This is a genomic window from Bacillus sp. PK6-16 (assembly GCF_056530295.1).
In genome coordinates this window covers 1,521,485-1,543,031 of sequence record NZ_CP096511.1, presented here as the reverse complement: position 1 = coordinate 1,543,031, position 21,547 = coordinate 1,521,485, and the positions used below count along the sequence as shown (strand labels likewise).

The following is a 21,547-nucleotide window of genomic DNA, read 5'->3' as shown; positions in this document are numbered from 1 at the left end:
TTATAATACTGAAATAGAATTCTCAGCTCGTCAGTACCAATATTTCATTCCTTTCGTAAAAAAATAACAACCTACTTGTAAATAGGTTGTTACCGTTACATAGAAAATTATAAAGTCTATGTTTTATTTTGTCGAAGGCAAAGGCTTATTCAGCTACTTTATCTTCACTTGGTACGTAGCTTAATGCTTCTGCATCGATTTCTTCTAATGCTTTCCCTACACATTTATGAGAAACAGGTTTTTCTACAACACAGTTATTAGCAAGTTGCATTTCACGTGCGCGTTTTGCAGCCACTGTTACTAAAGTGTACTTAGAATCGATTTTTTGTAGTAATGAGTCAATTGATGGATTTAACATAATTATAGACCCTCCGTCATTTCTTTATAATATTTTGCTACCCTTTCGCGGCGGCAATGTTCGCCAACCACAATTGCTTTAATTCTATCACAAGCTAATTCAACTTGATCGTTTTCTACTACATAGTCGTAAGCGTCCATCATCTCGATTTCTTCTTTCGCTACAGTTAAACGATTTTCAATAACATCTTCAGTCTCTGTACCACGTCCAACAATACGGCTCTTTAGTTCAGATAAACTTGGAGGTGCTAAGAAAATAAATACACCTTCTGGGAAAGCTTTCTTAACTTGAATTGCTCCTTGCACTTCAATTTCTAAGAATACATCTTTTCCTTCTTGTAATGTTTTTTCAACATAGTCAATCGGTGTTCCGTAATAATTACCTACGAACTCAGCCCACTCAAGTAATTTTTCATTACGAATCATTTCCTCGAATTCTTCTCTTTCTTTAAAGAAATAATCCACACCATCTACTTCACCTTCACGCGGCTTACGTGTCGTTACTGAAATAGAGTACTGAAAACGTGTATCCTCATGGCTAAACAGCTCTTTACGAACCGTCCCTTTTCCAACCCCAGAAGGCCCTGAAAGAACGATGAGCAATCCTCTTCTACTTCTCATAAATATGTAAAACCTACCCTTCCTCACTTAAATCTTCTTTATTATTCAAACGATGTGCAATCGTCTCTGGTTGAATTGGACTTAATACAACATGCCCATCATCCATAACAATAACCGCCCTTGTTTTTCTCCCATACGTAGCATCAAGCAAAGCATTATGTTCGCGTGCTTCTTGTACTGTTCGTTTAATAGGAGCTGACTCCGGACTTACAATAGCAATAATTCGATGAGCAGATACAATATTTCCGTATCCAATATTTAAAAACCGCATGGCCATAGTTTGCGCCTCCTAGTAAGTCTATCCGATTTCTCCACCACGTATAACTTTATATATTTTTTGAAAGCTACTCAATATTTTGTACTTGTTCACGAATTTTTTCAAGGTTATTTTTCATTTCTACAACATATTTTGAAATTGTTAAGTCATTTGCCTTAGAACCAATCGTATTAATTTCTCTATGCATCTCTTGCACGATGAAATCCATTTTCCTTCCAACAGGCTCTTCAATCTGCAATGTTTCACGAAATTGCTCTAAATGACTTTGCAAACGAACTAACTCTTCATGAATATCACAACGCTCTGCAAAGATTGCGACTTCTGTTAGCAATCTTTGTTCATCTAGATCTTGATTATGTAATTCTTTTAAGCGATTTTCTAATCGTTCACGATATTTTTGTGTAACAATTGGTGCATGTGGAATAATCGCATTTACACAATTGCTAATCTCTTGTAAACGATACGCTATATCTTTATGTAATCGTTCTCCTTCGCCATCTCTCATCGTTTTCAACATATGAGCAGCTTGACGAACAGCCTCATATAAACTGTTCTCAAAATGTTCATTTACATTTTCTATTTCTTCAATTGCTGTTACTTCTGGCATTGCCATTAATTGCTGAAGTGTAATAGAATCTTGTAATTGAAATTTCCCTTTTATATCTTCCATCATCGATTGGTACTGCTCAAGAAGTGACCAATTCACACTTAATTTTCTTTCAACAAGTCCTTCACCTGCTATACTAATAGACACTTCGATGCGCCCACGTCGAACTTGCTGTGCAATTATTTTACGAATTTTGTCCTCAAATACCATCATTTGCTTAGGAAGTCGAATACTCATCTCTAAAAAACGGTGGTTCACCGATTTCATTTCTACTGTAATTTGAAAAGTATCACTTTCTACTTTCGATCTTCCAAACCCTGTCATACTAGAAATCATTTTTATCACATCCAAGCCATAAAATAACTCAATGAAAAAGGTAATAGAGACAAGGCTCTACTACCTTCTGTAAATTATATCACATTTTCATAACATTGACTATTTCAAGTTTAATCCCTTCTTATATAACATCGGCTTTTTCTTCTTAGCCTTTTTCCCTGTTAATAAAGAACCTACTAGTAAGAAAGTCGGAATTGATGACAAACCTCCAATTAATAACCAATCTCTTGCTTGTATCGGCATTGTGCTAAAGATCGGTTGTAACGGTGGATAATATATAACCACTAGCATAAGTAGTAACGAAATAATAACCGCCCCTACTAAATACACGTTCCCAAATGGATTACGGTGAAAGACAGAATGCTCACTACGACAATCAAATACATGAATAAGCTGTGCAAGTACCAACGTCGCGAACGCTACAGTTTGTGCATATTTCAGTTCATTTGGATGTTGGTTATACGCAATAATAAACGCCACTAACGTCACTGCTCCAATTAAAAACCCTCGACTTATTATTTTCCACGCAAGCCCTCTAGCGAATACCCCTTCTTTCGGGTGACGCGGTGTTCTCTTCATCACATCTCCTTCAGCCTTATCCAAACCTAATGCCATCGCTGGTAAACCATCAGTAACTAAGTTCACCCATAAAATTTGAATAGGAACCATCGGCAGTGGTAATGCAAGTAACATCGCAAATAACATAACTAAAATTTCTCCAACATTTGACGCCAATAAGTAGCGAATGAACTTACGTATGTTCTCGTATATATTTCTTCCTTCTTTAATCGCTGACTTAATTGTAGCAAAATTATCATCTAGTAAAACAAGTGAAGAGGCTTCTTTTGCAACATCTGTCCCTGTAATCCCCATCGCTATCCCAATATCCGCTGTTTTTATAGCTGGAGCATCGTTCACTCCATCACCTGTCATCGCTACTATATGTCCTTGATTTTGCAATGCTTTAACAATTTTCAATTTATGCTCAGGTGATACACGAGCGAATACATACGTATCTTCTACAACATTTTCTAATTCCTCCACATCCATATTCGCGAGTTCTACTCCTTCAACAACGCGTCCATCTGGTGGTAAAACTCCTAATTGTTCAGCAATCGCCATTGCTGTCACTTTATGATCACCTGTAATCATTACTGTTCGAATACCAGCTTCTTTACACTCTTTTACCGCCTGCGCGACTTCTGGCCTTGGCGGGTCAATCATACCTTGTATCCCAACCAACATAAAATCTTTTTCAACGTCTCTTTCATGTTCAATAGAATCCGTGACTTTTAAAGGTTTAAACGCAACTGCAATTGTTCGAAGCGCTTGACTACCTAAGCTATGAATAGCCGCCTGTACTTCTTTTCTATATAGCTCACTTAACGGCTGCTGCTTATCCCCCCATAAGATTGTTTGACTCATTTGCAAAAGAACATCCGGTGCTCCTTTCGTAACAATAAACTTTTTCCCCTCTCGATCTCGTACAATAACACTCATCATTTTTCGAGTTGAATCAAATGGAAATTCACGAATAATTTCAAATTTCCCTTTCAATGCCTCACGTGTTATCCCAGCTTTCATTGCTGCAGCTACAAGCGCTCCCTCTGTTGGATCTCCATCTAATACGTACGCCTTTTTCTTTTGCATAATATTTGCATTGTTACATAGTGAACCAAATGTAAGTAGCTGATAAAGTGATTTTGTCTTAGCTGGATTCACTTCTTTTTCACCTTTCATAAAAGAGCCATTAGGTTCATATCCTTGCCCTGTCACTTTCCACAATTCTCCGCCTGACCACATATGTGTTACCATCATTTTGTTTTGCGTCATTGTTCCCGTTTTATCAGAGCATATAACAGAAGCGCAGCCTAACGTTTCTACGGCCGGTAACTTCCTTACAATTGCTCTCTTTTTTATCATACGCTGTACACCAAGTGATAAAGCTACTGTAACAATTGCTGGCAATCCTTCTGGAATAGCCGCAACAGCTAGCGATACCCCAGCTAAAAACATATGATATACTTCATTCCCTTGATACACACCAGCCAATACAACGAGCGCTGTCAAAATAAGAGCTACAATAATTAATATTTTTCCGAGCTGTTCTAACCTTCTTTGCAGTGGCGTTTCCATTTGCTCTGCATTTTGCAACATATTTGCAATTTGCCCCATCGCTGTATTCATACCAGTTGCTACAACGACTCCTGTACCAGATCCTCGCGTAATCATTGTCCCCATAAAAGCCATATTTTTTTGATCACCAATTGCAACATCTTGCCCTTGCAATGCTTCTACCTTCTTTTGTACAGGTACGGACTCCCCTGTCAAAGCAGACTCTTCAATATATAAACTTGATGCCTCAACAAGACGCACATCAGCCCCAATACGATCACCACTGGAAAACTTAATAATGTCACCTAAAACAAGTGCTTTAGATGGTGCTTTTACCCACTTTCCATTCCGCATTACAGTAACTTGCGGGGCGGCTAGTTCCTTTAAAGCTTCCAATGATTTTTCAGCTTTTCTTTCTTGAAAAAAGCCGAGAATACCATTGATAATAACAATGGCAACAATAGCAATAGAATCAATGTATTCACCTAAAAACGCAGAAACAATTGTTGCTCCAAACAAAACGAGTACCATGAAATCTTTAAACTGTGCTAAAAATACCATTAGTGCAGAAGGCCTTTTTGCTTCTTCTAATTCATTAGTACCAAATTTCTTTACTCGCCCTTCTGCTTCTTTCTCTGTAAGTCCAACCTTTACATTCGTATTCGTTCTTTCTTCCACTTCATGTGCTCGCATTCCATACCAGTTCATCCTGCTATCGACCTCCTGATTCCAGACATACTCTATTGAAAGCTTATTCAGCCTCGTCCAAAAAAATGCTATAATTAACATTTAGTTAGAAAGGAGTGTTCATTTATGGCATTCGATGGATTATTTACAAGAGCGATTACACATGAAATTGAAAATTCTCTTTACACAGGAAGAATTTCCAAAATATATCAACCTTCAAAATACGAGATTTTATTACATATTCGAGCGAATGGAAAGAACCAAAAACTAATTCTTTCATCTCATCCTACATATGCGCGTATGCACTTAACGAATCAAAACTACGATTCGCCAGCAATACCGCCGATGTTCTGTATGCTTCTTCGCAAACATTTAGAAGGTGGATTTATTGAAAAAATTGAACAAATCGACTTAGAACGCATTATTCAAATTACAGTTCGCAGTCGTAATGAGATCGGAGACGAATCATTAAAAACATTAGTAATTGAAATAATGGGACGACATAGTAACATTATCTTATTAGATACGAAAACAAACGTGATTTTAGATAGCTTAAAACACGTTTCATTAGCCGTAAACCGTCACCGAACTGTATATGCTGGTGCTGAGTACGTCGCGCCACCAGCCCAACATAAAATCAATCCTCTGCAAATTGAAACCGCAGATGATTTTATTAGACCGCTAGACTTTCTATCTGGAAATATGGATAAACAACTCGTCGGTGCTTTCATGGGAATATCCCCATTATTTGCAAAAGAAGTAGTAAAGAAAGCCGGTATGGTAAACGAGAAAGCATTATCAGAAGCATTTTTCTCTGTACAAACACCATTACTATCTCATGCATATACACCTACAATGATTACTGCAAATGGAAAAGAATTCTTTTATCTTTTCCCTCTTACACACTTGCAAGGAGAAGAAAAAACATTCTCATCAGTGAGCGAATTGTTAGATCGTTTCTTCTTTGGCAAAGCAGAACGTGATCGTGTAAAACAACAAGCTCATGATTTAGAACGCTTTATGCAAAACGAAAAAAATAAAAACGAGAAAAAACTCATTAAACTCGAAAAAACACTGCAAGATGCTGGAAAAGCAGATAAATATCAACTATTTGGAGAGCTACTTACAGCCAATATGTACGCTTTAAAAAAGGGCGATAAAGATATTGAGGTCGTTAATTATTACGATGAGAATGGTGGAACTGTAAAAATCACATTAGATCCTTTAAAAACACCATCTGAAAATGCACAACGCTATTTCCAAAAGTATCAAAAAGCAAAAAATTCAGTTGTTGTTGTAGAAGAACAAATTGAAAAAACAAATGAAGAAATTCTTTATTTTGATAGCTTACTTCAACAAATGGAAGCTGCTTCTTCAAAAGACATTGAAGAAATTCGTGAGGAATTAGCTGAAGAAGGTTATGTGCGCAATCGCAAAACGAAAAACGCAAAGAAAAAGCCTACTAAACCAGTATTAGATAAATATGTAGCAAGTGATGGCACAGAGATTTTCGTTGGTAAAAACAATAAACAAAATGATTATTTAACAACGAAGTTTGCCCGCCGTGATGAAATTTGGTTACATACGAAAGATATACCTGGCTCTCACGTTGTCATTCGTTCTTTAGAGCCTGCTGAAGAAACTTTACTAGAAGCTGCCAAAATTGCTGCCTATTACAGTAAAGCGAAAGAGTCTAGCTCTGTACCTGTTGATTTCACCAAAATACGCCATGTCAAAAAACCGAGTGGTGCAAAACTTGGTTTTGTTACGTACGACAATCAGCAAACCGTATATGTAACACCAGATGCTGATATTGTAATGAAATTAAAAGCATAAATAAAAAAATGCGTTGCTTGTATGCAGCGCATTTTTTATATGTTTTCAATTTCGTTGCTATATCCATTCAATATTGTCAAAAAAATTGACAGTATCATTTCACATTTGTATAAATTTTTTTACAGCATGTAAATAAAGTACAAGTGTAACTCCAATCATTTTTCCCCATCCCCCTGCTATTCATTGAAGCAATCTAGATTCTATGAACAAACCGTCTCCCACAAATTACGGGCTATTTTTTTATCTCCCCTAAAATATATGTTGTCCCTACTATCCTTTCTTCAAATATACATTTTGGCACGCTATTTGCTTTATTCAATACTATGAATAGGAGGAATTAACATGACTTTAAAAATTAATAAAATCCAAAATCAACTACAAAACTATGAAATTGACGGGTTACTTATTACAAAAAAAGAAAATCGCCAATATGCAACAGGCTTTACAGGTAGCGCTGGCGTCGTCTTAATCTCTGCCGATCAAGCTGTTTTTATCACTGATTTCCGCTATGTAGATCAAGCGAAATCACAAATAAAAGATGCTGAAATTATTATGCATAAAGGAAATTTAGAAAAAGAAATTGCACATCAAGTATCGAAATTAAACATTCAAAAACTTGGAATTGAAGAAAACAACATGACATTGCAACAATATAAAAACTTGCAAAAATACGTACAGGCGGAAATGATTCAAGTGTGCGAAATTATCGAAAATATTCGTATCATTAAAGACACGCCTGAAATAGAAACAATGAAAATTGCAGCTAATATCGCGGACGAAGCATTTCACCACATTCTTACGTTTCTAAAACCAGGAATAAGTGAAAATGCTGTACGAGATGAATTAGAATTTTTCATGCGAAAAAAAGGTGCTGCATCTTCATCATTTCAAATTATTGTAGCTTCTGGTGTTCGTTCTTCTCTTCCACATGGAGTTGCATCAAATAAAATAATTGAACGAGGCGACATCGTTACATTAGATTTCGGTGCACTTTATGACGGATATTGTTCTGATATAACACGTACTGTAGCAATAGGGGAACCATCGGAAGAATTCAAAAAAATATACAATGTTGTACGAGAAGCGTTAAAACGTGGGACTGAAGCGATTAAGCCTGGAGAAACCGCGAAAAGTATCGATGATGTAACAAGAAACTACATTACAGATTGTGGATATGGTCAATATTTTGGTCATTCTACTGGTCATGGTCTTGGCTTAGAAATACATGAACCTCTTCGCTTATCCCAAGAAAGTAAAGCTACATTAAAAGAAGGTATGGTTGTTACAGTTGAACCAGGTATTTACATACCAAACTGGGGCGGTTGTAGAATTGAAGACGATATCGTCATTACAAAAGACGGATATGAAGTTATTACAAAATCAAATAGAGAACTAATTGTAATCCCTTGTTAAAATCATGGCCTTTTTAAAAGGAGTTTTTCTCTACACATAGAATTCCTTCTCTGGAGTATTCGTTTAAAGAGGGGGAATTTAAATTGAATTTTGTAATTGATAAAATAGAGGGTTTACAAGTAGAATTTTCAAATCTTGTTTCCATGATGAATTACGCTCGCTATACAACAATGCAAGCAGTGGAAGGTTTAACAATTGAAGAACTTGATTATTTATATGATAAGGACGCAAATTCAATTGGTATGTTATTGTACCATATGGCTGCTATTGAATTTTACTACCAAATTCATACCTTTGAAGACCGTGAACCGACGGAAGCTGAATTAGAACATTGGTTACCTGCTATTGAGTTAGGGAACCTTGGACGCGAGAAAATAAAAGGAAAATCTATAAAATTTTACATCAATACATTACAAGAAGTACGTTCCAAAACGATTGCAACATTTCAATCATTACCTGATGAATGGCTGTTTAAAACAACAGACTTTTGGTATGACAAACCAGCTAACAACTACTTTAAATGGTTTCACGTTTTTGAAGATGAAATCAATCATCGCGGACAAATTCGTTTAATTAAAAAAATGCAAAAAGCCCATTCAGTAAAATGAGAAAATGCCACCGAATAAGGTGGCATTTTCTTTTATTCATTAACGAATAACTTTTCGTTTAATTTTTTAGTGACTATCGCTACCAACATTAAAATGCAAATTAAATATAGTAATTTCGCAATAAACAACCATCCTTGAAACATTACAATTCCATCTATCATTTCATTTCCTTTTAATAACAAAAATGGGATCATACTAATTATAATGATAAACTCGATACTGAAAAGCATTTTCTTTTTTCGACTATATGCTTTCCATTCATTCCAGCGATACATAGGAGCAAAAATCAATACGCCAATACATAATATAACTGGTACCCATCCACTGTTAAGAAATTGCCCTGAAATAACTGATAATAGTAAACAAACGAGCACACCATAATATCCTATTCTCTCTCTTATTCGTACTCCCCCATTCTACTTCTCCTCAAATTCCATTTTTAGGATCAATTGTATTGTAACATCCATTTATCGTCCTTACCATTACAGTACATGAAATTTTACTTTTTTCTTTTTCCTATACTCACATACTTTCACTGCTTTCATACAATAAACTACACGAATGCCTAAAGGATGTGAATGTTATGGGAGTTGAATTAACGCTATTACACGCTCTCTACATTATTTGTTTACTCACTATTATTACCTTTTTTATTCTCCGGAAAGATACGACGATTATTTGTATCGTTTTTATCTTTTTATTAGCATTAACTGCAACAAGTTCTATCCCTCTTGCCATTAGCGGGATTTTTCAAAGTTTCATTTACGCCATTACTGAGCTATTACCAACTATATTAATCATCTCCATTATCGTATCAATGAGCAATTTACTCGTTCATACTGGCATAAATGATACGATGATTTCACCATTTACAAAAATGATTCGTACACCTACACTCGCCTACTGGATTATCGGCCTTTTAATGATGACCATTTCTTTCTTCTTTTGGCCTTCTCCAGCTGTCGCCTTAATGGGAGCTATTTTATTGCCGGTTGCTGTACGTGTCGGTCTTCCTCCAATTGGGGTTGCAATTGCTATGAACTTATTCGGACACGGCATCGCCTTATCTGGCGACTTCGTTATTCAAGGTGCACCGAAATTAACTGCAGACGCGGCTGGTCTCCCTGTTTCCAGCGTCGTATCTGCAAGTGTTCCACTTGTTATCGTTATGGGCATTGTGACAACTTCCGTCGCTTTTTTCTTCTTACGAAAAGAGTTTCATACAGGCTTATCTATACAAGAATCTATTCCATTAACTGCGTCTTCTAAAACGCTCACTTCATTATCTCCTCGCACAAAGAAATGGCTCGCTATATGTATCCCTACCGTATATATCATTGATATCCTTTGCATGATTCAATTTAAACTACAAGGAAGCGACGCAACTGCACTTATCGGCGGAACGACTGTTATTATGATTATCATCATTTCACTCATCGCCTACAAAGGTAATGGACTAAATAAAACAACCGATTATTTTATAGAAGGGCTCCAATTTGGATTTAAAATCTTTGGTCCAGTTATTCCAATTGCTGCACTCTTTTATTTAGGAGATAGCGGCTTTGTGAAAATTATCGGAGACTATTTACCGAAAGGTTCACATGGAATCATTAACGACTTAGGGATTGCCTTATCTCAAACGGTCCCTTTAAACCAATACGTATCGGCGGGAACATTAACTATCGTTGGTGTCATAACAGGCTTAGATGGATCTGGTTTTTCCGGTATATCGCTTGCTGGTTCCATTGCAAACCTTTTCGGAACAGCTTTAGGTCATGGAACAGCTACATTAACAGCACTCGGACAAATTGCGGCTATATGGACCGGGGGCGGGACGTTAATTCCTTGGGCGCTTATTCCTGCTGCTGCAATTTGCAAGGTAGATCCATTTGAACTGGCACGCCGAAACTTTTTACCGGTTGTTATCGGTTTAATTGTCACCACTATCTTTGCGATGTTTATTTTATAACGTAAGCAAGTGTTCTCTTGCTTACGTTTTTTCTTGTAAAATTCATCATGAATTACTGGTTTTCAACAGGGATTCGTTATCCCTTAGCGAAATTATATTAGGAGAGTAATTTTTTCAAAACGTTTACGAGAAACAGATTACTGCAATTAGAAAAGGGGACATAACTATGAATGAATTGATTTTCGTCTTATTAATTTGTCCGTTACTTATCTTTATCGTTTCTGTTATTGGAACGCGCAAGTCGAAAACGTATTACGTAATGCCGATTGTAACGTTTGCTAGTTTTTTAATAATAGGTGTTATCGCCTTTACTCCAAAATTTTTCTTTTGGGTCGGCATGTATAGCATTTTCTCATTTATTGTTTCTTATGTGACTCTATTGTTTGTGAAAGGATATGAGGTTGCTGAAAACGCTAAATAGTTGTTAACAAGGAGACAGCAATATGATTTTCTTTGATATTGATGGAACTTTACTTGATTATGAGGCTGCTGAAAGAAATGGTATTATAGATTTTTTTCAAATATATAATACTATTTTTTCAGGCAATGAATTAGAGGCAACGAAAGTCTGGCATGAATTATCAGAAGAATATTTCAAAAATTTTTATCCAGGGAATTATCTTTTCAAGAACAACAAGTAATGCGAATGTATCATTTATTTAAAACATATGGAGTAAACCTATCACCCAAAGAATCTCAGCATAGATTCAATCAATATATAGAACTATATAAGAACAACTGGACCGCGTTTGAAGATGTACACTATACATTACAGAACTTGCAGCAAGGCGGTCACTCATTAGGTATCATTAGTAATGGTGACTATGAACAACAAGTCGAAAAATTAACTGCCCTAAACATTTTAAAACATTTCAAATATATATTTACTTCTAGTGAACTTGGTATATCGAAACCAGATCCTGAAATTTTTCACAGAACCGTATTACAATCGAACCTTGAAATGAAAGATTGCTATTATATTGGCGATCGATTAGAGACTGATGCGATTAGTAGTACAGCAGCTGGGATGCAAGGGATATGGTTAAATCGAGATAACTCACAACTCAAGTACGATATTCCTACTATCTGTTCTTTACATGAAGTTTTAACAATAATATAAAAAACGACCGCGTTCCCCCGCAGTCGTTTTTTTCGTGTTACGCTGTGATCCAAGCTTCGTTTGCTGGATTTTTACGCCACTCTTGTAATTTTTTCATTTCAGCTTGTCCAATCATACCTTTTTCTGCTGCTACTTCAGTTAATGCACTGTAATCGCTTAAAGAGTATGATACTACGTTAGCTGCTTCTAGTTTTTCTTTTCCTGCTTCAAGCTCGTATGTGAAGATTGATACGATTCCTAATACTTCACATCCAGCTTCGCGAAGTGCTTCTACACATGTAATTGCACTACCGCCAGTTGAAATTAAGTCTTCTACTACTACGACTTTTTGACCTTTTTCAGCTTTTCCTTCGATTTGGTTCCCTTTACCGTGACCTTTTGCTTTACTACGTACGTAGCACATTGGTAAATCCATACGATCGCTTACCCATGCAGCGTGCGCAATACCAGCAGTTGCTGTTCCTGCAATAACTTCTACAGTTGGGAAGTGCTCTTTAATTAACTCTTCTAATCCAGCTGCAATCGCTTGACGTACTTTTGGATAAGATAAAGTTAAACGGTTATCACAATAAATTGGTGATTTCATACCTGAAGACCAAGTGAATGGATCATTCGGTTGTAAAAATACTGCTCCAATTTCTAATAAATGCGATGCGATTTCTTTTTTCATACTGTTACACCTTCCCACTGTTGTTTTACTGTTTTATACGCTTCAAGCGGATTTTCTGCTTTTGTAATACTACGTCCAACTACGATGTAGCTTGAGCCAAGTTCCCTCGCACGTTTCGGTGTTGCTACGCGCACTTGGTCATTTACATCATCGCTTGCAAGACGAATCCCCGGTGTTACTGTTACAAATTCATTTCCGCATACTTCACGTAATTTTGGAACTTCAAGTGTTGAACAAACAACGCCATCAAGTCCACTTTCTTTCGTTAATTTTGCATAATGAGCAACCGCTTCTTCTAACGTTTTCTCAATGCCGATCTCTTTTTTCATCATAGCTTCCGAAGTGCTTGTTAGTTGTGTAACTGCAATACAAATCGGTCTCTCTTTTCCTTCTTGCTTACCTTCCTCTAATCCCTCAATCGCAGCTTTCATCATGCTGCTTCCCCCAGCAGCATGAACATTTACCATATCAACATCTAGACTAGCTAGGCTACGCATAGCGCTTTTTACTGTATTCGGAATATCATGAAGTTTTAAATCTAAGAAGATCTTATGTCCCTTTTCTTTTAAGTACGTAATAATCGCAGGGCCTTCTTTGTAAAATAACTCCATACCTACTTTGACAAATAACTCTTCCCCTTCAAAGTGGTGTAAGAATTGTTCTACTTCTTGTTTCCCTGGAAAATCTAGTGCAACGATTAACGACTGTGACATGTTTGCTTCCAGCTCCTTCCTTGACATTCCGAAATGTGATCAAATCCTAATTCATCTAATAATGCTGGTAACTCTTCAATAATTGTCGGACATACGAACGGATCGATAAAGTTCGCTGTACCTACTGCAACTGCGCTTGCGCCAGCATAGAAGAATTCAATTACATCTTCAGCTGTTTCAATACCACCCATTCCGATAATTGGAATGTTAACCGCTTGGCTTACTTCATGTACCATGCGAATTGCTACTGGCTTAATCGCAGGACCTGATAATCCGCCTGTACGGTTTGCTAAAATTGGTTTAGCTGTTTTTAAATCTAGACGCATACCAAGCAATGTATTAATCATCGTTAAACCATCTGCACCTGCAGTTTCAATCGCTTTTGCAATTTCTACTATGTTTGCCACGTTCGGTGACAATTTCACGTATACAGGTACTTCAGAAACCTCTTTTACTCGCTTCGTTAAATCAGCAGCAATTTCAGGATTTGTACCAAAGGCGATACCACCTGTTTTTACGTTCGGACAAGAAATGTTTAATTCTAGTGCATGGACATTAGGCGCTTTAGAAATTTCCTTCGCAACCGCTACGTAATCCTCAGCTTGTGAGCCTGCAACGTTTGCAATAATTGGAAGGTCAAATTGTTCTAACCATGGTAATTCCGAATTCATTACTTTGTCTAATCCCGGGTTTTGAAGTCCGATTGCATTTAGCATGCCGCCTGGTGTTTCAGCAACACGAGGCGTTGGATTTCCATAACGTGGTTGTTCTGTCGTCGCTTTAATCATGATTGATCCTAGTACACTTAAATCGTAAAACTGTGCATATTCACGACCAAACCCAAAGCATCCAGATGCCGGTATAATTGGATTTTTTAATGATAATCCTGGTAATTCAACTTGCAATCTGTTCATAGTACAACCTCCCCGATTGGAAATACTGGTCCGTCGCTACACACCTTCTTGTAAGAATGTCCACTTGGATCTTCTTGTAAGTGGCATACACATGCGAAACAAGCTCCAATACCACAGCCCATACGTTCTTCTAATGAAATATAGGCTTTTTTCTCTTTGTAACGTCCTTCTAATGCACGAAGCATCGCTAGCGGACCACATGAATAAAGAATATCAAAGTCAATTCCGTAATTATCAATTACATCTGTGACAAATCCTTTTGTACCGTGTGTACCGTCTACTGTCGCAACGTACGTATCACCAAGTTCTGCAAATTTTTCTTCATAGAAAACTACATCTTTCGTTTGAAAGCCTAAGATGTGAATAACACGTACACCTTTTGCAACGAGGCGCTGTGATAATTCATAAAGTGGTGGTACACCAATTCCCCCACCTACTAGTAAAGCTGTTTGACCAGCTTCTGCTTCTTCTAGAGGAAAACCGTGTCCTAATGGTCCTAGTACATCTACCATTTCACCTTGTTTTCTAGTTGCTAATGTTTTTGTCCCTTGTCCTTCGGCACGATATAGCATTGTAAATTCGTTCTTCTCTTGATCTACATTACAAATACTAATTGGGCGGCGCAGAAGGGGCGCAATGCCCTCTGCTACCTTAATGTGTACAAACTGCCCTGGTTCGTTCATTTGCTGTACTAACGTTCCTTGAAGCACTAATTCGTAAATATTTTTTGCGATTTCTTTTTGATTAACGACGATCATATTTTGCTTTTGCATCATGCATGTACCACCTCGTGACGCTTTGTTTGCGTAATTTCTTTCATTGAATGAGCTGAGAATGTCATAGATTCTAATACTCGTAAGATTGCTCTTGTTGTATCAAGTGATGTTAAGCAAGCCACACCATTTTCTACTGATTCACGGCGAATGCGGAAACCATCACGCGCTGGTTGTTTACCTTTTGTTAATGTGTTAATTACAAACTGTGCTTTTCCTTGACGGATAATATCTAGTAAGTTGTAGTCTTCAGAATCAATTTTGTTTACAACTTGTACTGGGATATTTTGCTCTTCTAATGATTGTGCTGTTCCAGCTGTTGCTAATAAGTTATAGCCGATTTCGTGGAAACGTTTTGCAATTTCCATCGCCTCTTCTTTATCTTTATCCGCTACAGTAATGATTACTGAGCCGTGCGTTGGGATGTTAATTCCAGAAGCAACTAATCCTTTATATAATGCTTTTTCAAGCGTTAAGTCTTTACCCATTACTTCCCCTGTTGATTTCATTTCAGGTCCTAATGTTGTATCAACTGAGCGTAGTTTCGCGAATGAGAATACCGGAGCTTTTACATATACTTCTTTCTCTTCTGGGTGATAGCCAGTTCCGTATCCTTGCTCTACTAGGTCTTGCCCTAAAATAACTTTCGTTGCAACATTCGCCATCGGTACGCCTGTAATTTTACTTAAGAACGGTACTGTACGGCTTGCACGTGGATTTACTTCAATTACGTACACTTGATCTTTGAATACTACAAACTGGATATTTAGTAATCCAACAATGTTTAATCCTTTTCCAAGTGCAATTGTATGTTCAATGATTTGTTCTTTTAGTTTTTCAGATAAACTTTGTGGTGGATATACTCCGATTGAGTCACCAGAGTGAACTCCAGCGCGTTCAATATGTTCCATAATACCTGGAATGAATACATTCTCACCATCGGAAATTGCATCTACTTCAATTTCTTTACCAACCATGTAACGGTCGATTAATACTGGGTGATCTGCATGAACTTTAACTGCATTTTTCATGTAGTGCAGTAGTTCTTCTTGACGATATACGATTTCCATCGCACGTCCACCTAGTACGTAAGATGGTCTTACTAATACTGGGTAACCAATTTCTTCTGCGATTGCTACCGCTTGTTCTACAGTCGTTGCTGTTTTACCAACTGGTTGCGGGATGCCAAGTTTTGTTAAAGCAGCTTCGAATTTATCACGATCTTCTGCACGGTCTAAGTCTTCAAGTGATGTTCCTAAAATTTTCACACCGTGTTCTTCTAGTTTCGCTGCTAAGTTAATTGCCGTTTGTCCACCGAACTGAACGATAACACCTTCTGGTTTTTCTAAATCGATAATATGCATTACATCTTCAATCGTTAATGGTTCAAAGTATAATTTGTCAGAAATACTGAAGTCTGTTGAAACTGTTTCTGGGTTGTTGTTAATGATAATTGCTTCATATCCAGCTTCTTTAATTGCCCATACTGAGTGAACTGTTGCGTAATCAAACTCAACACCTTGACCAATACGGATCGGACCAGATCCTAGAACTACTACACTCTTACGATCTGTTACAATCGATTCATTTTCGTCCGCATATGTGCTGTAGTAATATGGCGTTGCAGATTCAAACTCTGCCGCACAAGTATCTACCATTTTGAATACTGGCATCATATTATTTTCTTTACGCATATCGTAAATTTCGCGCTCCGTTTTGTTCCAAGCTGCTGCAATGTAGTGATCGCTGAAGCCCATTTCTTTTGCAATTTGTAGTACTTCCATATTTCCTACATTCGCTTTTACTTCACGTTCCATATTTACGATGTTTTCAACTTTTTGTAAGAAGAAGAAGTCCATTTCACACCATTCATTGATTTCTTCTTTCGTTACACCTTGGCGAATTGCTTCTGCTACAATAAACAGTCGTTCATCATCCGCTTTAATGATACGTTTTTTCATCGTTTCTTTATCAAGTTCTTTTAAGTGGTCTAATTCTAAGTGATAAATGCCAAGCTCTAAAGAACGAACTGCTTTTAGTAATGATTCTTCTAAGTTACGTCCGATTGACATAACTTCACCAGTTGCTTTCATTTGTGTTCCAAGCGTTCTGTTCGCTGATTCAAACTTATCAAACGGCCAACGTGGAATTTTTGAAACAACATAGTCTAACGCTGGCTCGAAGCAAGCGTAAGTTTTTTGTGTTACTGGGTTTACGATTTCATCTAACGTTAAGCCGACTGCAATTTTTGCTGCTAATTTCGCAATTGGATATCCAGTTGCTTTAGATGCTAGTGCAGATGAACGACTTACACGTGGATTTACTTCGATTACATAGTATTGGAAGCTATATGGATCTAGTGCAAGCTGAACGTTACATCCACCTTCAATTCCTAGTGCACGAATAATTCGTAATGACGTGTTACGTAACATTTGGTATTCACGGTCGCTTAGCGTTTGGCTCGGTGCTACAACGATTGAATCACCTGTATGAACACCAACTGGATCGATGTTTTCCATGTTACACACTACAATCGCGTTATCATTTGAATCACGCATTACTTCGTATTCAATTTCTTTACAGCCAGCAATACTTTTCTCTAATAAACATTGTGTTACTGGGCTATGTTTTAAACCACTTGTTACGATTTCAATTAGCTCTTCTTCGTTATGACAAATTCCGCCGCCCGTTCCTCCTAATGTGAACGCTGGTCGAACGATTACTGGGTAACCAATTTCGTTTACAAATCCATATGCTTCATCAAGGTTATGAATAATTTCACTTGGTGGTGTTGGTTCATTTAAATCTTGCATTAATGTACGGAATAAATCACGATCTTCCGCTTGCTCGATTGCTGATAATTTTGTTCCTAAAATTTCAACTCCGCACTCGTCAAGTACGCCTGATTTTGCAAGTTCAACAGCCATGTTTAAACCTGTTTGACCACCTAATGTTGGTAGGATTGCATCAGGACGTTCTTTACGAATAATACGGCTTACGAATTCTAATGTTAATGGCTCGATGTATACTTTATCTGCTGTTGCAGTATCCGTCATAATTGTTGCTGGGTTAGAGTTAACAAGGATTACTTTGTAACCTTCCTCTTTAAGAGATTGACAAGCTTGTGTACCAGAGTAGTCAAACTCCGCTGCTTGCCCAATTACAATTGGTCCTGATCCGATTACTAAAATTGTGTTAATGTCTAGGCGTTTTGGCATAACTCTTCCCCTTCTTTCTTGAAGTTTTCAATCATTGTTAAGAAATCTTCGAATAAATCATTTGCATCTTCTGGTCCCGCTGAAGCTTCTGGATGGTATTGTACTGTAAATGCCGGGAACTTCTTATGACGAAGACCTTCTACCGTTCCATCGTTTAAAGCAACATGTGTAATTTCAAGATCTGTATTTTCAACTGATTCTTCTTCTACTGCGTATCCGTGGTTTTGAGATGTAATTGCTACTTTTCCAGTTGCAAGATTTTTTACTGGATGGTTTAAACCACGGTGACCAAATTTCAACTTACTTGTATTTGCACCTGATGCTAGAGCGAACAATTGATGTCCTAGGCAAATTCCGAATAAAGGAACTTTACCGATAATGTCTTTTAACATTTCAATTGCTTCTGGTACATCTTTCGGATCTCCAGGTCCATTACTTAACATAATTCCATCTGGGCTAAGGCGTAAAATTTCTTCCGCTGTTGTGTTGTAAGGAACTACAATTACATCACAGTCACGCTTATTTAATTCTCGTAAAATACCATGTTTCATACCGAAGTCTACTAGTACAACTCGGTGACCACGACCTGGGCTTGGGTATGGATCTTTCGTTGATACGCGTTTTACATGATCTGTAAATACTGTCGCTTTTAATTGGCTTACAATGTACTCTACATCTGCATCCATGTTACAAAGGCGTCCACGTAATGTACCGTATTGACGAATTTTTCTCGTTAATTTTCTCGTATCAATCCCTGCTAATCCTGGGATATTTCTTTCTTTCAAGTAATCATTTAACGAAATTTCATTACGGAAGTTTGATGGGTGATCACAAATTTCGTTTACGATTAAACCATTTACAGATGGGTGAATGGATTCAAAATCGTCACGGTTAATGCCGTAGTTTCCGATTAATGGGTACGTGAATGTTACGATTTGACCGCAATATGATGGATCAGATAATGTTTCTTGATATCCAGTCATTCCTGTTGTAAATACAACCTCACCTGACTTTTCGATTTCGCCTCCGAAACCTGTTCCAATTAATACTGTTCCATCTTCTAAGATAAGTTGTCTTTTCATACTAATGCACTCTCCTTTTGCCATGCGATCTTACCACCAACGATTGTCATTACCGGCCATCCTTGGCATTTCCAACCTGCGAATGGTGTATTTTTTCCTTTTGATAAGAATGTTGTTGGGTCAATCTCTTCTTCTTGTTCTAAATCAATGATTGTAATATCAGCTGCTCTACCTTCTTTTAGGCGACCTGCTTCTAAGCCGAATGTATCAGCTGGCTTTTCTGTTAAGAATTGAATTAACTGTTCTAGCGTAATAACTCCCTTTTTCACAAGGTTTGTGTATAGAAGCGGGAATGCTGTTTCAAAACCAGTAATTCCAAACGGTGCTCTTTCAATTCCTTGTGCTTTCTCTTCCGCTGTATGCGGTGCATGGTCAGTTGCGATCATATCGATCGTTCCATCTAATAAACCTTCAATTAATGCTGCATGGTCTTCTTTTCCACGAAGCGGTGGGTTCATTTTAAAGTTAGGATCAGCTGATGGGATATCATCTTCACATAACACTAGGTGATGCGGTGTTACTTCTGCTGTTACTTTAATTCCAGCGCGTTTCGCATCACGGATTACACGTACAGAACCTTTCGTACTTACATGACATACGTGATAGTGGCAATCTGCTGCTTCAGCAAGCAGTATATCCCTTGCAATATGTACAGATTCACATACTGATGGGATACCGTTTAATCCGTGTTTCTCAGAAAACTTCCCTTCATGTACACAACCTTTATTAATAAGCGTATTCTCTTCACAGTGCGCAACTACTGCCATATCTAATTTTGCTGCACGTTTCATAGCCGCTAACATCATGCTCGCATCTTGTACGCCTACGCCGTCATCTGTGAAAGCAAATGCTCCAAGTTCTTTTAATGTTTCGAAATCTGTCATTTCAGAACCAGCTTGACGTACTGTAATTGCTCCGTATGGTAGTACGTTAACATGAGCTTTTTCTTCAATACGTTTTTGCAAGTCTTCCATATGTTCTCTGCAATCTGGTACCGGGCGTGTATTTGGCATTGCGCAAATTGTAGTGAATCCACCTTTTGCCGCTGCTAGTGTACCTGTTTCAATTGTTTCTTTATGTTCACCACCTGGTTCACGAAGATGTACGTGTACATCTACTAATCCAGGTGCGATTAACTTTCCGTTCACATCGATTACTTCAGCATTATCTGCCGTAATATTTTCTGCTACCTTAGCGATTTTACCGTCTTGTACGAGAAGATCCGTTGCTACGATTTTTCCTTCTTCATTCATATAACGACCATTTTTAAACAAATAATTCATGTTTCATTCCTCCTAATACATTTGGTAAGGCGCGTTTTAGTACAGCCATTCTTACGTAAACTCCATTTTCCATTTGTTTAAATATACGTGAACGCTCACACTCAACAAGTTCACTTGCAATTTCAACATCACGGTTTACAGGAGCTGGATGCATAATAATGCTTCCTTCTTTCATACGCTTTTCTCTTTCTACTGTTAATCCGTGTTTCTCATGATATTCTTTCATAATGTCTGTTTCATAATGATCATGACGCTCATGTTGTACACGGAGTAACATCATTACATCAACTTCTGGAACAAGCTCATCTAATGGTTTGTATGTTCCAAATGTGTTGTCTTCATCTTTCCACTCTTCTGGACTTGCAAAGTAAATTGTTGCACCAAGCTTCGTTAATGCTTCTGCATTAGAACGTGCTACTCGGCTATGACGAACATCTCCTACTATTGCAATCTTCAAACCTTCAAATCTTCCAAACTCTTGTTTAATTGTAAGAAGGTCCAGTAGGCACTGTGTTGGGTGGTTTCCGCATCCATCTCCAGCATTTAAGATTGGAATATTCACCTGATCTTTTAGTTCATCGAAGTAGCGATCTTGCTCGTGGCGGATGACCACTGCTTTTGTTCCGATTGATTCTAGTGTTCTTATCGTATCGTATAGAGTTTCTCCTTTTTGTACGCTAGATGCATCAGCTGAAAAGTTTAAAACATCAAGTCCTAATCTCTTCTCAGCAACTTCAAAGCTAAATCTCGTTCTCGTACTATTCTCAAAGAACAAGTTCGCAACAAAAGTTTGCTCTGTCGTTTTGCTCTCTTTTCCATTCGCAAAATCTTCTGCATCTTTTAGGATTTCTGAAATTTCTACTTCCGATAATTCACTCATCGTTAACAAATGGCTCATCGTCATCCCTCATCTTTCTGGTTTTTATGTTACCACTTTTGAATTTTTAT

19 protein-coding genes and 1 pseudogene are annotated in these 21,547 nt (G+C 37.5%); 6 read left to right on the top strand and 14 right to left on the bottom strand.

Annotated features, from left to right (window positions below):
• Positions 1 to 145: 145 nt before the first annotated feature.
• The 5 genes from rpoZ to M1D66_RS08085 form a co-directional block, all read right to left on the bottom strand.
• Positions 146 to 358: a DNA-directed RNA polymerase subunit omega gene (gene rpoZ, locus M1D66_RS08105; protein ID WP_000933960.1), complete on the bottom strand. Its 213-nt coding sequence runs from the start codon at positions 356 to 358 to the stop codon at positions 146 to 148.
• Positions 359 to 360: 2 nt separating this feature from the next.
• The gene (gene gmk / locus M1D66_RS08100; protein ID WP_001257741.1) at positions 361 to 978 is read right to left on the bottom strand and encodes a guanylate kinase; all 618 of its coding nucleotides are present in this window, start codon (positions 976 to 978) and stop codon (positions 361 to 363) included.
• A gap of 13 nt (positions 979 to 991) precedes the next feature.
• Positions 992 to 1,255, bottom strand: coding sequence for an extracellular matrix/biofilm regulator RemA (remA, locus tag M1D66_RS08095; RefSeq protein ID WP_001251456.1), 264 nt, complete (start codon positions 1,253 to 1,255; stop codon positions 992 to 994).
• A gap of 67 nt (positions 1,256 to 1,322) precedes the next feature.
• Entirely contained in the window at positions 1,323 to 2,198 is an 876-nt protein-coding gene (locus M1D66_RS08090) for a YicC/YloC family endoribonuclease (RefSeq protein ID WP_000625869.1), read from the bottom strand.
• Positions 2,199 to 2,297: 99 nt separating this feature from the next.
• Entirely contained in the window at positions 2,298 to 5,021 is a 2,724-nt protein-coding gene (locus M1D66_RS08085; RefSeq protein WP_006928320.1) for a calcium-translocating P-type ATPase, SERCA-type, read from the bottom strand.
• A gap of 105 nt (positions 5,022 to 5,126) precedes the next feature.
• Here M1D66_RS08085 and M1D66_RS08080 point away from each other — a divergent pair, with 105 nt between their 5' ends.
• From M1D66_RS08080 to M1D66_RS08070, 3 genes are all read left to right on the top strand, one after another.
• Complete coding sequence (locus tag M1D66_RS08080) at positions 5,127 to 6,836, top strand: Rqc2 family fibronectin-binding protein (protein WP_000863286.1); 1,710 nt, start codon at positions 5,127 to 5,129, stop codon at positions 6,834 to 6,836.
• Positions 6,837 to 7,178: 342 nt separating this feature from the next.
• On the top strand, positions 7,179 to 8,249 hold the full coding sequence (locus M1D66_RS08075) for a M24 family metallopeptidase (RefSeq protein ID WP_000172800.1): 1,071 nt from the start codon (positions 7,179 to 7,181) through the stop codon (positions 8,247 to 8,249).
• 83 nt (positions 8,250 to 8,332) lie between these two features.
• On the top strand, positions 8,333 to 8,857 hold the full coding sequence (locus M1D66_RS08070) for a DinB family protein (RefSeq protein ID WP_001012051.1): 525 nt from the start codon (positions 8,333 to 8,335) through the stop codon (positions 8,855 to 8,857).
• 32 nt (positions 8,858 to 8,889) lie between these two features.
• On the opposite strand, the gene M1D66_RS08065 is transcribed toward M1D66_RS08070, so the two are convergent.
• Positions 8,890 to 9,258: a YoqO family protein gene (locus M1D66_RS08065; RefSeq protein ID WP_242555110.1), complete on the bottom strand. Its 369-nt coding sequence runs from the start codon at positions 9,256 to 9,258 to the stop codon at positions 8,890 to 8,892.
• 182 nt (positions 9,259 to 9,440) lie between these two features.
• Between M1D66_RS08065 and M1D66_RS08060 the strand changes: the two genes are divergently transcribed.
• From M1D66_RS08060 to M1D66_RS08050, 3 genes and pseudogenes are all read left to right on the top strand, one after another.
• Positions 9,441 to 10,826 (top strand): hypothetical protein, encoded by a 1,386-nt coding sequence (locus tag M1D66_RS08060; protein ID WP_006928318.1) that lies wholly within the window; start codon positions 9,441 to 9,443, stop codon positions 10,824 to 10,826.
• Between the two features lie 166 nt (positions 10,827 to 10,992).
• Positions 10,993 to 11,247, top strand: a complete 255-nt coding sequence (locus M1D66_RS08055) for a YbeF family protein (RefSeq protein ID WP_086386193.1) — start codon at positions 10,993 to 10,995, stop codon at positions 11,245 to 11,247.
• A gap of 22 nt (positions 11,248 to 11,269) precedes the next feature.
• A pseudogene (locus M1D66_RS08050) lies at positions 11,270 to 11,946 on the top strand (HAD family hydrolase).
• Positions 11,947 to 11,983: 37 nt separating this feature from the next.
• On the opposite strand, the gene pyrE reads toward M1D66_RS08050, so the two are convergent.
• Genes pyrE through pyrB form a run of 8 tightly spaced genes read right to left on the bottom strand, consistent with a single transcriptional unit; the run spans position 11,984 to position 21,497 of the window.
• Complete coding sequence (gene pyrE, locus M1D66_RS08045; RefSeq protein WP_000711451.1) at positions 11,984 to 12,616, bottom strand: orotate phosphoribosyltransferase; 633 nt, start codon at positions 12,614 to 12,616, stop codon at positions 11,984 to 11,986.
• Positions 12,613 to 13,329, bottom strand: a complete 717-nt coding sequence (gene pyrF, locus M1D66_RS08040) for an orotidine-5'-phosphate decarboxylase (RefSeq protein ID WP_000083510.1) — start codon at positions 13,327 to 13,329, stop codon at positions 12,613 to 12,615. The genes pyrE and pyrF overlap by 4 nt, the downstream gene beginning before the upstream one ends.
• Positions 13,314 to 14,243, bottom strand: a complete 930-nt coding sequence (pyrD, locus tag M1D66_RS08035; RefSeq protein WP_001081051.1) for a dihydroorotate oxidase B catalytic subunit — start codon at positions 14,241 to 14,243, stop codon at positions 13,314 to 13,316. Before pyrD ends, pyrF begins: the two co-directional genes overlap by 16 nt.
• Positions 14,240 to 15,019: a dihydroorotate oxidase B electron transfer subunit gene (gene pyrK, locus M1D66_RS08030; protein WP_000983356.1), complete on the bottom strand. Its 780-nt coding sequence runs from the start codon at positions 15,017 to 15,019 to the stop codon at positions 14,240 to 14,242. The genes pyrD and pyrK overlap by 4 nt, the downstream gene beginning before the upstream one ends.
• Positions 15,016 to 18,234, bottom strand: coding sequence for a carbamoyl-phosphate synthase large subunit (gene carB / locus M1D66_RS08025; protein WP_001126099.1), 3,219 nt, complete (start codon positions 18,232 to 18,234; stop codon positions 15,016 to 15,018). The genes pyrK and carB overlap by 4 nt, the downstream gene beginning before the upstream one ends.
• Positions 18,219 to 19,316 (bottom strand): carbamoyl phosphate synthase small subunit, encoded by a 1,098-nt coding sequence (locus M1D66_RS08020; protein ID WP_000828680.1) that lies wholly within the window; start codon positions 19,314 to 19,316, stop codon positions 18,219 to 18,221. Before M1D66_RS08020 ends, carB begins: the two co-directional genes overlap by 16 nt.
• Complete coding sequence (pyrC, locus tag M1D66_RS08015; RefSeq protein ID WP_001108367.1) at positions 19,313 to 20,599, bottom strand: dihydroorotase; 1,287 nt, start codon at positions 20,597 to 20,599, stop codon at positions 19,313 to 19,315. Before pyrC ends, M1D66_RS08020 begins: the two co-directional genes overlap by 4 nt.
• Positions 20,583 to 21,497 carry an aspartate carbamoyltransferase gene (gene pyrB, locus M1D66_RS08010; protein WP_000018849.1) on the bottom strand — a complete coding sequence of 305 codons (915 nt, stop codon included), beginning with the start codon at positions 21,495 to 21,497 and terminating at the stop codon, positions 20,583 to 20,585. Before pyrB ends, pyrC begins: the two co-directional genes overlap by 17 nt.
• Positions 21,498 to 21,547 lie beyond the last annotated feature (50 nt).